This is a genomic window from Noviherbaspirillum suwonense (assembly GCF_900182955.1).
In the GTDB taxonomy this organism is placed as follows: Bacteria; Pseudomonadota; Gammaproteobacteria; order Burkholderiales; family Burkholderiaceae_D; genus Noviherbaspirillum_A; species Noviherbaspirillum_A suwonense.
In genome coordinates this window covers 1-12,937 of record NZ_FXUL01000006.1, presented here as the reverse complement: position 1 = coordinate 12,937, position 12,937 = coordinate 1, and the positions used below count along the sequence as shown (strand labels likewise).

16 protein-coding genes are annotated in these 12,937 nt (G+C 60.2%); 10 read left to right on the top strand and 6 right to left on the bottom strand.

Annotated features, from left to right (window positions below; translation table 11 throughout):
- Window positions 1–37: 37 nt before the first annotated feature.
- The 5 genes from ypfJ to QOL82_RS10065 all read left to right on the top strand — a co-directional run bounded on the left by ypfJ (window position 38) and on the right by QOL82_RS10065 (window position 4,131).
- Window positions 38–916 (top strand): KPN_02809 family neutral zinc metallopeptidase, encoded by an 879-nt coding sequence (gene ypfJ, locus QOL82_RS10085; protein ID WP_283442133.1) that lies wholly within the window; start codon window positions 38–40, stop codon window positions 914–916.
- A gap of 190 nt (window positions 917–1,106) precedes the next feature.
- Complete coding sequence (locus tag QOL82_RS10080) at window positions 1,107–2,282, top strand: acetyl-CoA C-acetyltransferase (protein ID WP_283442132.1); 1,176 nt, start codon at window positions 1,107–1,109, stop codon at window positions 2,280–2,282.
- Window positions 2,283–2,350: 68 nt separating this feature from the next.
- Window positions 2,351–3,091 carry a beta-ketoacyl-ACP reductase gene (phbB, locus tag QOL82_RS10075; protein ID WP_283442131.1) on the top strand — a complete coding sequence of 247 codons (741 nt, stop codon included), beginning with the start codon at window positions 2,351–2,353 and terminating at the stop codon, window positions 3,089–3,091.
- Window positions 3,092–3,178: 87 nt separating this feature from the next.
- Entirely contained in the window at window positions 3,179–3,526 is a 348-nt protein-coding gene (locus QOL82_RS10070; RefSeq protein ID WP_283442130.1) for a hypothetical protein, read from the top strand.
- Window positions 3,527–3,552: 26 nt separating this feature from the next.
- Window positions 3,553–4,131 (top strand): nucleotidyltransferase family protein, encoded by a 579-nt coding sequence (locus tag QOL82_RS10065; RefSeq protein ID WP_283442129.1) that lies wholly within the window; start codon window positions 3,553–3,555, stop codon window positions 4,129–4,131.
- A 60-nt stretch (window positions 4,132–4,191) separates the two neighbouring features.
- On the opposite strand, the gene QOL82_RS10060 is transcribed toward QOL82_RS10065, so the two are convergent.
- Together QOL82_RS10060 and QOL82_RS10055 are read right to left on the bottom strand one after the other, a co-directional pair.
- Complete coding sequence (locus QOL82_RS10060) at window positions 4,192–5,091, bottom strand: YihY/virulence factor BrkB family protein (protein WP_283442128.1); 900 nt, start codon at window positions 5,089–5,091, stop codon at window positions 4,192–4,194.
- 85 nt (window positions 5,092–5,176) lie between these two features.
- A complete protein-coding gene (locus QOL82_RS10055) occupies window positions 5,177–5,350 on the bottom strand; it encodes a CsbD family protein (RefSeq protein WP_283442127.1) in 174 nt (57 codons plus the stop codon).
- A 293-nt stretch (window positions 5,351–5,643) separates the two neighbouring features.
- On the opposite strand from QOL82_RS10055, the gene QOL82_RS10050 reads away from it, so the two are divergent.
- The 4 genes from QOL82_RS10050 (at window position 5,644) to QOL82_RS10035 (ending at window position 9,007) form a co-directional block, all read left to right on the top strand.
- Window positions 5,644–6,057 carry a hypothetical protein gene (locus QOL82_RS10050; protein ID WP_283442126.1) on the top strand — a complete coding sequence of 138 codons (414 nt, stop codon included), beginning with the start codon at window positions 5,644–5,646 and terminating at the stop codon, window positions 6,055–6,057.
- Window positions 6,058–6,209: 152 nt separating this feature from the next.
- A complete protein-coding gene (gene serC, locus QOL82_RS10045) occupies window positions 6,210–7,289 on the top strand; it encodes a 3-phosphoserine/phosphohydroxythreonine transaminase (protein WP_283442125.1) in 1,080 nt (359 codons plus the stop codon).
- A 6-nt stretch (window positions 7,290–7,295) separates the two neighbouring features.
- Window positions 7,296–7,985 carry a DUF599 domain-containing protein gene (locus tag QOL82_RS10040; protein ID WP_283442124.1) on the top strand — a complete coding sequence of 230 codons (690 nt, stop codon included), beginning with the start codon at window positions 7,296–7,298 and terminating at the stop codon, window positions 7,983–7,985.
- 65 nt (window positions 7,986–8,050) lie between these two features.
- A complete protein-coding gene (locus tag QOL82_RS10035; protein ID WP_283442123.1) occupies window positions 8,051–9,007 on the top strand; it encodes a methyltransferase in 957 nt (318 codons plus the stop codon).
- A 24-nt stretch (window positions 9,008–9,031) separates the two neighbouring features.
- On the opposite strand, the gene QOL82_RS10030 is transcribed toward QOL82_RS10035, so the two are convergent.
- From QOL82_RS10030 to QOL82_RS10020, 3 genes are all read right to left on the bottom strand, one after another.
- Window positions 9,032–9,421, bottom strand: a complete 390-nt coding sequence (locus QOL82_RS10030; RefSeq protein ID WP_283442122.1) for a hypothetical protein — start codon at window positions 9,419–9,421, stop codon at window positions 9,032–9,034.
- Window positions 9,422–9,488: 67 nt separating this feature from the next.
- Window positions 9,489–9,704: a hypothetical protein gene (locus tag QOL82_RS10025; protein ID WP_283442121.1), complete on the bottom strand. Its 216-nt coding sequence runs from the start codon at window positions 9,702–9,704 to the stop codon at window positions 9,489–9,491.
- Window positions 9,705–9,789: 85 nt separating this feature from the next.
- Window positions 9,790–10,917: a methyltransferase gene (locus QOL82_RS10020; RefSeq protein WP_283442120.1), complete on the bottom strand. Its 1,128-nt coding sequence runs from the start codon at window positions 10,915–10,917 to the stop codon at window positions 9,790–9,792.
- Window positions 10,918–11,119: 202 nt separating this feature from the next.
- Between QOL82_RS10020 and QOL82_RS10015 the strand changes: the two genes are divergently transcribed.
- Window positions 11,120–11,854, top strand: a complete 735-nt coding sequence (locus QOL82_RS10015; protein WP_283442119.1) for a PulJ/GspJ family protein — start codon at window positions 11,120–11,122, stop codon at window positions 11,852–11,854.
- A gap of 3 nt (window positions 11,855–11,857) precedes the next feature.
- Here the strand turns inward: QOL82_RS10015 and QOL82_RS10010 are convergent, their stop codons facing one another.
- Window positions 11,858–12,010, bottom strand: a complete 153-nt coding sequence (locus tag QOL82_RS10010) for a hypothetical protein (protein WP_283442118.1) — start codon at window positions 12,008–12,010, stop codon at window positions 11,858–11,860.
- Between the last annotated feature and the right edge of the window lie 927 nt (window positions 12,011–12,937).

Sequence of the window (12,937 nt, the reverse complement as noted above, 5' to 3'; positions counted from 1 at the left end):
ACCGAGAGTCATCAATCACCTGCACCGGAGAGTCATCATGAAATGGGAAGGCAATCGCGAGAGCGACAACGTGGAAGACCGTCGCGGCAGTGGCGGGGGCGGCGGGCTGGGCGGCATCGGCGGGCGTTCGGTCGGCATCGGCACCGTGGTCATCGCGCTGGTTGCATCCTATTTCTTCGGGGTCAGCCCTGGCACCGTGATCAATGTGATCAATGGCGGCGGCGCGCCAGCGCCGGAAGCGACGCAGGGACCGGCCAAGGCGCCGCCCGCGGACGACCGCGAAGCCCGGTTCGTCTCGACCGTGCTCGCCGACACCGAGGACACCTGGACCGCCATCTTCCAGAAGGCCGGCCAGACCTACAGCAAGCCGCGGCTGGTGCTGTTCTCGGGACGCACCCAGACCGCCTGCGGCACCGGCCAGACCGCGTCCGGCCCCTTCTATTGCCCGGGCGACCGCAAGATCTACATCGACCTCAGCTTCTACCGGCTGATGCAGGAGCGCTTCAAGGTCAGCGGCGAGTTCGCGCAGGCCTACGTGATTGCACACGAGGTCGGCCACCATGTGCAGAACCTGATGGGCATCATGGACAAGGTCGACCAGATGCGGAGCAACAGCACGCAGACGCAGGGCAACGCCTTGTCGGTGCGGGTCGAACTGCAGGCCGACTGCTTCGCCGGCGTCTGGGCAAAGAACGCGGACAAGGCGCGCAGCATCCTTGAAAGCGGCGACGTGGAAACCGCGCTCAATGCGGCCACCGCCATTGGTGACGATGCGCTGCAGAAGCAGGCGCAGGGCTATGTCGTCCCCGACTCCTTCACGCACGGCACGTCGGCCCAGCGTGTGCGCTGGTTCAAGCGCGGACTGGAAAGCGGCCAGGTCAGCGCCTGCAATACCTTCGACGCCCGCAGCCTGTAATTCGTTGGCCGATACGCGGCATGCCCCTGCGGCATATGACTGCGCATCGGCCGGACACCGATAACGCCTTTATTTACGTCAACTATTTGTCGAAAAAATCTGCACACTGCCTGTAGTACTACGGATATCATATTTGCAACCGTCTTGCGATGCACTTCGGTTTCTTCCGTCGCACCTCATGGAGACAGAAATGGACGATGTCGTAATTGTTGCAGCATTGAGAACAGCGGTCGGCAAATTCGGTGGATCGCTTTCCAAGGTCGCTGCCGCTGATCTGGGCGCCAGCGTGATCAAGGCCCTGCTCGAAAAAACCGGAGTCGACCCGGCAACCATCAGCGAAGTCATCATGGGGCAGGTGCTCACAGCCGGCGTCGGCCAGAACGCCGCCCGCCAGGCGCTGATCAAGTCCGGCCTGCCCGACACGATTCCCGCCTTCACCATCAACAAGGTCTGCGGCAGCGGCCTGAAGGCAACCCACCTCGCAACCCAGGCAATACGCTGCGGCGATGCCGACATCATCATTGCCGGCGGCCAGGAAAACATGAGCGCGTCGCCGCATGTGCTCAATAATTCCCGCGACGGTTTCCGCATGGGCGACGCCAAGCTGGTCGACACGATGATCGTCGACGGCCTGTGGGACGTCTATAACCAGTACCACATGGGCGTGACCGCCGAGAACGTCGCGAAGAAGTATGAAGTCTCGCGCCAGGACCAGGACGAGTTTGCCCTTGCCTCGCAAAGCAAGGCGGAAGCGGCGCAGAAAGCCGGCCGCTTCAAGGAAGAGATCGTGCCGCTCGAGATCCCGCAGAAAAAGGGCACGGTCACATTCGACAATGACGAATACCCGAAGCATGGCACCACGCTCGAGTCGCTGGCGGCGCTGCGTCCGGCCTTTTCCAAGGAAGGCACCGTGACCGCGGGCAATGCGTCCGGCCTCAACGACGGCGCCGCCGCGGTGATGATGATGTCGGCCAGCCGCGCCGAGCAGCTGGGCCTGACCCCGCTGGCGCGCATCAAGGCGTATTCATCGGCCGGCCTGGACCCCAGCATCATGGGCATGGGCCCGGTGTCGGCGACCAAGCTGTGCCTGCAGAAAGCCGGCTGGACCCATGAAGACCTCGACCTGATGGAAATCAACGAGGCTTTCGCGGCGCAGGCGATCGCGGTCAACCGCCAGATGGGCTGGGACACCAGCAAGATCAACGTTAATGGCGGCGCCATTGCGCTCGGCCACCCGATCGGCGCATCGGGCTGCCGCATCCTGGTGTCGCTGCTGCATGAAATGGTGCGCCGCGACGCCAAGCGCGGACTGGCGAGCCTTTGCATCGGCGGCGGCATGGGCGTGGCGCTGGCAGTGGAACGTTGAAGGCAACGCTGGAGGCAGAAGAAATACGGTTCACGCACTTCCCTTGGAAAAAATGAAGGAGACGACAGATGGCTAGAATTGCATTGGTAACAGGCGGCATGGGTGGACTCGGCGAAGCGGTATGCATGAAAATGGCGGCACTGGGCTACCAGGTCGTGACGACTTATTCGCCGGGCAACACCAAGTCGACCGAGTGGCTCTCCAGCATGGAGCAGCAGGGGTACAAGTTCTATGCCTACCCCTGCGACGTGTCGGACTACGATTCGGCGCAGCAGTGCATTGCGCAGATCACCAAGGACCTCGGTCCGGTAGACGTGCTGGTCAACAATGCCGGCATCACGCGCGACATGACCTTCAAGAAGATGGACAAGACCGCATGGGATGCGGTGATCCGCACCAATCTCGATTCCGTGTTCAACATGACCAAGCCGGTATGCGATGGCATGAGCGAACGCGGCTGGGGACGCATCATCAATATCTCGTCGGTCAATGGGCAGAAAGGCGCGTTCGGCCAGACCAACTACTCGGCGGCCAAGGCCGGCATGCATGGCTTCACCAAGGCGCTCGCGCTTGAAGTGGCGCGCCGGGGCGTGACCGTAAACACGATCTCGCCTGGCTACATCGGCACCAAGATGGTCATGGCGATCCCGCAGGAAGTGCTCGATTCCAAGATCATTCCGCAGATCCCGATGGCCCGCCTCGGAAAGCCGGAGGAAGTGGCCGGTCTGGTTGCGTACCTGGCGTCGGATGAAGCGGCCTTCCTGACCGGCGCCAACATCGCTATTAATGGCGGCCAGCACATGTACTGATTGTTTTCGTGTCGGTAAAAAGCGAAGGCCGCGCCGCATTCCGGGTGCGGCCTTTCATGTTGAAAGGACTCGCCGATGACAATATGAATGCATCCAACGCTCGACAGGCACGGCGCCGGCATGCCCCATGGACGAATGCCGCCAACTACGGCATCCTATGTCCTTTCTTCAAGGCATGACCGGCAAGCCCTGCATGCGCATCGGCTGCGCGGGCCGGCACGATGCGCAACACCATCCCTGACCCAGAAGAGAGGCAATATCTTGGAAAAGCAGGTTAAGGACGTCTACAACAACAGTGCGCGCCTGAAGGAACTGATGACGGCAAGCCCCATGACTGCGGCACAGCATGCAGCCATCAACCGCAAGCGCATCCATGACCGGCGCATGCTCGAAGATGCCCGCGAACGACGAAGCAACGCCAACGAACTCTTCTGACCTTGCCTTCACCGCCACCAGCCTGCATGTCCGAATACACAGCCATCTTGCTCGCGGCCGGCAGCGGGTCGCGCTTCGACCCGCTCGGCATACGCAACAAGCTGCTGCAGCCGCTGCATGACGGCACCGCGGTGGCGGTGACTGCCGCGGCCAACCTGCTCGCCATCATGCCGCGGGTCCTCGCAGTGGTCCGGCCAGATGCCAGCCAGCTGCGCGCAGAACTGCGGGCCATCGGCTGCGAAGTGACCACCTGCGCCGAGGCCGTCGAAGGCATGGGCGCATCGCTCTCGCATGCGGTGCAGCATAGCGGCGACGCGGCTGGCTGGATCGTGGCGCTGGCCGACATGCCCTACATCAAGCCAGCCACCATACGCGCGCTGCTGGACGCATTGCGGGAGGGAGCGGAAATCGCCGCGCCGGTTTACAAGGGCCGGCGTGGCAATCCGGTTGCTTTCGGGAAGGTACACCTTCCTGCGCTTCTGCAGCTGTCGGGCGACATCGGCGCACGCCGCCTGTTCGAGTCATTTCCCGTGCGCCTGGTCGAGGTGGACGATCCGGGCATCCATCTCGATATCGACAGGCCGCAGGACCTGCAGTTTCATTAAGCCTTCGCCGAGGCGCGTCGCGTCCGCGACGCGTTTTCAGCAGCCCGGCCGGACCGCACGTCAGTCCGTATGCATCGGCGTCGGCGCCACCGTGGCGCCGGGTTTTTCCAGCCGCTCGTATTCCGCGATCACCTGTCCGCCCAGCAGCAGCAGCGTCGCTCCCAGCTCCAGGCTCAGCAGCACCACGATGGCAGTCGTCAGCGACCCATAGACCACGGCGACCTGCGACAGCGTGGACAGGTACCATAACAGCGCATGGCGGGTTATTTCCCACAGGAGCGCAGCTGTCACGCCGCCCATCAGCGCATGGGCCAGCGACAGGCGGCCAACCGGCATGACGAAATAGATCGATGTCAGGATAAAGATCTCGCCGAGCACGCCCAGCAGATAAAGCAACACGCCGGAAAAACCATGCAGCGACCAGCTGTGGCCAAGGAATTCAACGCTCTCCTCGCCAACCACCTGCAGCACGCCCGACACCATGGTCACGAGCAGCAGGCCCAGGCCGAGAAGAATGATATAGCAGTAAGGCATCATGGCCGACACCATGAAATGCCGGCGTCGGATTGCCACGCGATGCGTGAATATCACCGACATTGCATTTTCCAGCACGGTGAATGCGAGCGAGCTGAAGAACAGCATGGTAATCAGCAGCAGCCAGCCGATCACGTCGCGGTGCTGGGTAAAGTTCGAGAGTTCGCCGACGATGGCTCTTGACTGGCTGGGCAGCAGCCATTCGAGATAATGGGACAGTGTTTGGAGCAGCTCGCGTTCGTCGACCACGTGGGACAGTGCGATCACGATCAGGATGAGCAAGGGCACAATGGACAGCAGCGCGTAGTAAGCGACTGCGCCGGCCAGCAGCAAGCCCTGGTTCGCCTTGAATGCTTTCAAGGTCTGCAGCGCGAATGCGCCGGGGTGGGTGAGGACGTATTGCGCCTGGGGGGAAACGACATTCATGCCAGCACGCGCACCGGTTCAATAGGAATGCGCCGGCGCAGGGTGGCAAGGCCGCCACGCCTGGGCAGCGGCGGCCTTATGAGCATTACTCGCCCTTGACGATTTCCTTGGCATCACCAAGTGTTTTCTGGCCCTTGCCTTCGACTTGCTTCTCGAGGCCCTTGGCTTGCTGTTCCTTGCTGTCGATGGCCTTGCCAACGCCTTCTTGCACTTTGCCTGCGATGTCTTTTGCAGTGCCTTTGACTTGATCGGTATTCATATGATTCTCCTTTACTATTTTCGAGAAAGGTACCGGCGCCATGGCTGGAGCCGTTGATCCTTCCTTCGTATGCAGCAGGGTAATCCTGCCGCAACGGAGGTAAGAGCGTGTACCGCCTGACTCGACAATAGGCCATAAGTCGCCAGAAGTTCTGTTCGCTATCGCACCCACGCATGTCAGTTGTTTAAGGGCTTGTGCATGATTAACAAGCCCGCATATCGTTGGCAAGGGGTCAAGCCATTTTCAGTAAGATCGGGATCCTGGCACCCTGTGTCCAGTCAAGGAGAACACGCATGCCGAACAGAAAGAAAACGCCGGACGATACCCATCCGGCAAACAATCGTAAAAATGCCGACGAAGGCAAGACGCCCGCCAGCGAGTCGCATGATGAAAAGATGCTGGACCATGCGTTGAAAGGCACTTTCCCGGCCAGCGACCCGGTGGCGGAGCTGCCTGTCAACGAGAAGCCGAGCGAAAAGCAGAATGCGCAGGAGCGCCTGCTCGACAATGCGGTCGAGATGACTTTCCCGGCCAGCGACCCGGTATCCGTCGATCCGAACAGCATCACCCGCATCGAGAAGGCGCCGGAAAAGGTCGATGCAAGCGAAGATCACCAGAATCGTTCGCTCGACACCAAGTCCAAGAGCGCCGCGCTCGACAAGGAAAACAAGCAGACGAAAGCCAGGAAGGACGCCAAGTCCAAGTAGGCATCGACTGGGTTGCTGCCGTTTGGCGGCGATCACGCAATAACAGGCCGGCGCGATGCCGGCCTTTCGCCGTTTCTTGCAGCCTTGCACGCGCCGAGCGTGTTCCGTCATAATGTTCGACTACATCCCTCATCGAACCAGTCTGGAAACCCATGCGAACATTTAACTTCAGCGCCGGCCCTGCGGTGCTGCCGGAACCGGTGCTGCGACGCGCAGCCGACGAAATGCTGGACTGGCATGGCAGCGGTATGTCAGTGATGGAAATGAGCCACCGCGGCAAGGAATTCATCGGCATCGCGAGCAAGGCGGAGTCCGATTTCCGCAAGCTGCTGGCCGTGCCGGACAACTACCGCGTGCTCTTCCTGCAGGGTGGCGCGATGGCGGAAAACGCATTGATCCCGATGAACCTGCTGGGCGAAAAAACGTCGGCCGACTATGTCAATACCGGCGAATGGTCGAAGAAGTCGATCAAGGAAGCAGGCAAATATTGCAAGGTGAACGTGGCGGCCACCGCGGCCGACCGCGATTTCACCTACGTGCCGGCGCAGGACACCTGGCAGCTGGATCCCAATGCCGCCTATGTCCACATCTGCACCAATGAGACCATCGGCGGGGTCGAGTACAACTGGGTGCCGGACACGCACGGCGTGCCGCTGGTCGCCGACATGTCTTCCCACCTGCTGTCGCGGGCGGTCGACGTAGCGAAGTACGGCGTCATCTACGGCGGCGCGCAAAAGAACATCGGCCCGGCCGGCCTGACGCTGGTCGTGGTGCGCGATGACCTGCTCGGCCATGCATTGCCGATCACGCCGTCGGCGTTCAACTGGAAGGAGCAGGCGGACAACGATTCCATGCTCAATACCCCGCCGACCTACAGCATCTACATCGCCGGCCTGGTATTCGAATGGCTGCTGGAACAGGGCGGCATCGAGGCGATCGAGAAGCGGAATATCGCCAAGGCTGCGCTGCTCTACGATTACCTGGACCAGTCCCGGTTCTACAGCAACCCGGTCGCCCGCGGCGACCGGTCGCGGATGAACATTCCTTTCCGCCTGGCCGACGCCGCGCTGGACGACGCTTTCCTCAAGGGCGCCCAGCAAAACAACATGGTGCAGCTGAAAGGCCACCGGGTCGTCGGCGGCATGCGCGCATCGATCTATAACGCCATGCCGGTCGAAGGCGTGCAGGCGCTGGTCGCCTACATGAAGGAATTCGAACGCACGCATGGCTAGCGGCGCATGATCCTCCCGCTCATCGACGTCGTCGCCGTGGCCTGGTTCCTGCTAATGTGGATAGGCTATGACCGTTTCGCCGACTACTGGTCGATGTCGCATCGCAGCCTGCTGCGTCATGTCAATGAATCCCGGCGCGACTGGATGCTGCGGCTGACTTACCGCGAAAACCGTATCTCGGATGTCGCGCTGATGGCCAACCTGTCGTCGTCGCCGACCTTCTTCGCATCGACGACGATCATCATCATCGGCGGCCTGTTCGCGCTGCTGGGCAGCACCAGCAAGGTGGCGAACGTCGTCGAGGAAATCCCCTTCTCGGCGCACGTGCCGGTGCAGGTATGGAACCTGAAGATCATTGTGCTGATCTGCGTGTTCGTATTCGCTTTCTTCCGCTTCACCTGGGCATTAAGGCAGTTCAATTTCTGTTCGATCCTGATCGGGGCCGCGCCCAATGTCTCCGACTACAAGGATGGGACCGACGCCGCGAGGGCCGATTTCGCCGACCGCAGCGGCAAGCTGGTGGCGCTGGCCGGCGAAAGCTTCAACGACGGCCTGCGCGGCTACTACTTCGCGATTGCCGCGATGACCTGGTTCCTCCAGCCCACCGTTTTCATGGTGGCCACCACCGTGGTGGTAGCCGTGCTGTATTTCCGCGAGTTTCATTCGAGCGCCCTGCAGGCCATCGTCGGTCGCTAGCGTGACCGCAAGATGGACGCACCGACTTCTGGCATGATTGCCGGCAATCCCCCACATCCAGGCCCATGAACGCTTCCACTCCCCTGTCCGGCGACGACGCTGCGCTGAACCAACTGCTTGCCCATCTTCGCGCGCAGGATTATCGATTCAGGACCATCACGCCGCTTAGCCATGCGCATGTGCTCGCGCGTCGCGATAGCGAAACCGGATCGACCCTGCGCGATCTGTTCGGCTGGAACCTGCCCGTCGGGAAGCAGCTGCTTCCGGCGGCGTTAGCCAGCATGCTGGTCGATTCGGCCGTGCTTGAATCCGATGGCCGGCAATGGCGCAGCAAACTAAGGGTGTCGAGCATCGACGATGCGCTGTTCCTGCATTCCGCGTATCCGACCGAGCAGGAGGACGCCGTCTTCTTCGGTCCCGACACTTACCGTTTCGTACGATTCATGCGGCAGGCGCTTGCCAACAGGCCATTGGCAAGCGGCGCACGCATACTCGATATCGGCTGCGGGTCCGGGGCTGGCGGGCTGATGCTGGCCAGGCAATGCGAGGAAGCCGATCTTGTGCTGAACGATATCAATCCGCTGGCGCTACGCTATTCGCGGCTCAATGCCAAGGGATTGGGGCTGCGCGCCACGCTCGCCATGGGCGGCAGCCTGGCAGTCGTGGACGGACAGTTCGACCTGATCATTGCGAATCCGCCTTACCTGGTCGACAAGGAAGCACGCACTTATCGCCACGGCGGCGATGACCTTGGCCGCTCGCTGGGCCTGCGCATGGTGACCCAGGCAGTGACGCGACTCGCACCAGGCGGCCGGTTGCTGTTTTATACCGGTGTTGCAATCGTCGACGGAAGGGACCCGCTGCTTGCGGAGCTGGCGCCCATCCTGGACGGAGCTGGCCTGGACTGGCGCTACGACGAGATCGACCCGGATGTCTTTGGCGAGGAGCTGCTGGAGCCCGCCTATCACGAAGTGGACCGGATTGCCGCCATCGGCCTGGAGGCATGGCGCAAACCGGACTGACACGGCAAACCTGACCAGATCGCGTCAATGCCTGTCGCGTCCGCCGCCAGGCCCCCGGCCGCGGTAGCCGCCCGGCCCGCGATTCTGCCCCCAGTTGGGGCGATCGTGGAAACGACGCTCGCCGCCATGCCATCCATGTCCCCGCCCGTCATGGCGCCGATAACCGCCGCCCGACCGGTAATTAAATTGCAGCACCGGCGCTGGCACATAGGTCGGTCCCGAGTAAAGCGGCGCGGGGCCGTAACCATAGACAGGCGCCACCGGGTAGGCCGGGGCGTCGTAATAAGTGTAGCCGCCCGCATAACCGCCGTAGCCGCCATAGCCAGGGTCATAGACTGCGCAACCGCCGAGCGCGGCGAGAACCGACAGCGAAAATAGCAGGCGTTTCGCAGCGCCTTTAACGGAATTGTCCATGTCCCTTAGAACTGGCAATTCGATAAAAGTGTCCTTGTCTTACGCTTGCTTACATTTTTGCCATGATTCAGTGATGATGCGACCAGTTGCCATCGCCAGCCGCCAGGTAGGATTCGACGGCATTCTTTTCGCCGGTCGCATGCCGCCGGACTTCGCCGCATTTGCAGATGCCCTGGTAAGGCTGGATATGAGAACAGGCGGACACTTTTTGCAGAAAAACCTGGACTGGCTTTTCGCATGACCGGCATTTGAAGGTAAGGAAACGGGCGGGCTTGGCTGGCATGAGATCGAGTGAAAATGGAAAAATGAAGATGATACGGCAGGACGCACCGGCCTTGCAGGCTTGAAGGCAGCCGCAGTCAGCCGGATTATTTCGCCGCCAACTGCCAGAGCGAGGTGACTTCCTGCCGCCTGGCCGCGTGCAGCGGGTCCGACGCGTCAGTCGACTTCGGATGGCGTGGACGTATATCGGTGCGTCCGAGAACGACAAGACCGGCACGATCGATCATCGCAAGCAGGTCGTCGCGCGAGCGCAGGCCGAGGAGCTCGGCGAAGTCGGACAGGATCAGCCAGCCTTCGCCACCAGGAAGGAGATGGTCGCGCAGTCCATCCAGGAAACCCTTCAACATGCGGCTGTCAGGATCATAGACTGCCTGTTCCAGGATGGAACTGGGCCGCCCGGGTAGCCAGGGCGGATTGCAGACCACGAGACCGGCGCGGCCCGGCGGATACAGGTCTGCCTGCACCAGCGTCACCTGCTGCGTCAGGTTCAGGCGTTCCAGGTTGTCCTGCGCGCAGGCCAGCGCCCTTTCCTGCATATCGGTCGCGACGATCTTCTTCACGCCGCGACGCGCCAGGATGGCGGCGAGCACGCCGGTGCCGGTGCCGATATCGAAGGCCAGTTCGGCAGACGGAAGCGGCGCCTGCTCGACCAGTTCAAGGTATTCGCCGCGTACCGGGGAAAACACGCCATAGTGCGGATGGATGCGATCGCCGCCCAGCGCGGCGATCGGCACCCCGTTACGCCGCCATTCATGTGCGCCGATTACGCCAAGCAACTCGCGCAGGGACAGTACATAGCCCTCGTCGGCGGGGCCATACGCCTCGATGCACGCGCTCCTGACGTCGGGCGCCCGACGCAATGGAATCACATGGCCGGCATCGACGGGAATCAGCAGCATGCCCAGGATGCGCGCCTTCTGCGATTGCGCCTGCCGGTGCAGGTTGAATGCCTCGCGCAACGTCGCTGCGGGCTTGCGCGGCTTCCGGTCGAAACGACGCGCCATCGCTTGCAAAAGCTGTCGCGCATTGTGATAGTCGCCTCGCCAAAGTATCGACGACCCTTCCGATGCGAGCCGTACCGCGGTATCTGCAGTCAGGCGGTCGTCGCCGACGATGATTTTCTTCGGCGGCTGAAATCCGCTTTCGGAACGCCAGCGCATGCTGAATTCGGAGCCGGGCTCGCTCCAGCTGATAGTGGGAAAAGGTGTTTGCATGGTGGTCTGGTCTAACGCGAATTTCGCGTGCGGCAATGGTACCGGCTTGCCAGGCCATTGCGGGATCGATTTGCGCCCGTTTCCGCGCATGACACGCATATTGCGCCGAAATACATCCGTCAATGGATGCCTGCGGACGCTACGCTGGCGCAAGGAAAGCGAAAAACCGTTTAAGGTAAAATGCCTGCCCTGACTGCACGGGATGACACTTATCCTGAGTCAATTTCTTCCCTGGCTTTTCCAGCAACGTAAGGCGCCCCAGGCCATGCTTACTCGCCGTTCTTCAAGACATCCTCGCCAAACCGGCCTGACGTTGATCGAGTTGCTCATCGCGATCACCGTTCTCGCTGTGGTTGCCGTACTCGGCTGGCGTGGATTGGACAGCATCGTTCGCAGCCGGGTAGCGCTGACGGCGGAAATGGAGCGCACCCGTGGCGTGCAGCTGGCATTCGCACAATTGGAACGCGACTGCGCCAATATCATCAGCCCGGAAATGTTTCCGAACAGGCCCCCGCTGGTTGCCGAACAACAGCGCCTCGTGTTGATCCGCAAGGTATTTACGGAAAACCAGCCGGTGCGCCTCCAGGTTGTCGCTTACCGGGTCCGCAACGGCGTGCTGTCGCGCAGGGAATCCAGGCCGACGCGTGATCTGACCGAACTGGATGCGGCATGGCTCATCAATGACGATAGCCTGATAAAGGAAGAAGTGGCGCTTGAAGCGGGCGTCAGCGCGATGACGATCAGGGTCTGGGCGAGCAATGCCACCACCTGGCGTCCGGTCGACATCAACGCGCCGCAAATGGCCGCCGTCGCCACGACAAGGGTGCCTGGCACCGCTACGAGCACTGCGGTGCCATTGACCGGACTGGAAGTGTCGCTGCAACTCGAAAGTGCGGCCAGCCCATTGATTAAAGTCTTTCTGCTTGGCGCAGTGTGAACCTTAAATAAACGCTTCAGCGCCCCAGACGATCAGTCCAACGCTGATGGCCACTGAAGCTGCCAGGCACAGCGACGCCTGCAATTTATTCAAATGCAGTCCCAGAGATTTTTTTTGAAGGCGAAATTTGGTTCCGGAATGCTCATGCATATTCATGATTTTTTATTACCTTTAAGAATTATTTGCCTACAAACATTATAAGAATTTCTTTATTCGGGTCAACAACTTATCAAAAATTCTAAAAGTAAAGTCTCTGCGGCGCGATCTTGTTTTCTTTTCGATACACTTTAAATACGCGGACATCGAATTTATTAGAACGGTCCTTAGGCAGGTACTTCGACAAGGTATTCAAAAAGGGCCGTGCGTATTGCGCTGGAATTCTGCAAGAGTGAATTTCAGCATTCGAAAGACCTTGCGCAGCAGGATTCTTTCGCAGCAGGAATCAGTACTGATTAAGTCACTATCCCAACTGCAAAGTTAACCGTACCCGGCTATGGATAATAGCTTTGGGTACCAGGGATGATTGTCTCCAAGAGAAAACATTGCCAATTACACAATCTCAATGTTCGCTCAAAGTTTTATTTTTGTCTACTATCTGGAAGCGGCATCAGTTCTGAAGCTGGACCAGTGTTGCGGGTTTTAGCGTTATAAACGTCGTCAACGACACCCCGTTCAACGGCAGCTGGCTAACATGAGCTACGCAAGGTGGTCCACTCGAGCAATTATTCAACGATCGCCGTCTGACACCAACGATCTGACATGGGATAGACGAGGCAAAAAATCCAACGTTGATAATATTGAATGAGCGCTAGGCGATCAGCGATCAGTGACTAGCGAATAGCGAATAGCGAATAGCGAATAGCGATCAGTAACTAGCGACTACCGACTACCGACTACCGACGAAACGTAGATCGTGGACCGACAATCAGGAAACAAGATTTATTTCCTGCTTTCCATCGCCCCAAAGCGAAGACCCCCGGCGCCTGATGGCGACGGGGGTCTTCTGGTGTAACAGCCTGACGATGACCTACTTTCACACTGGTTGCAGCACTATCATCGGCGCTAAGTCGTTTCACGGTCCTG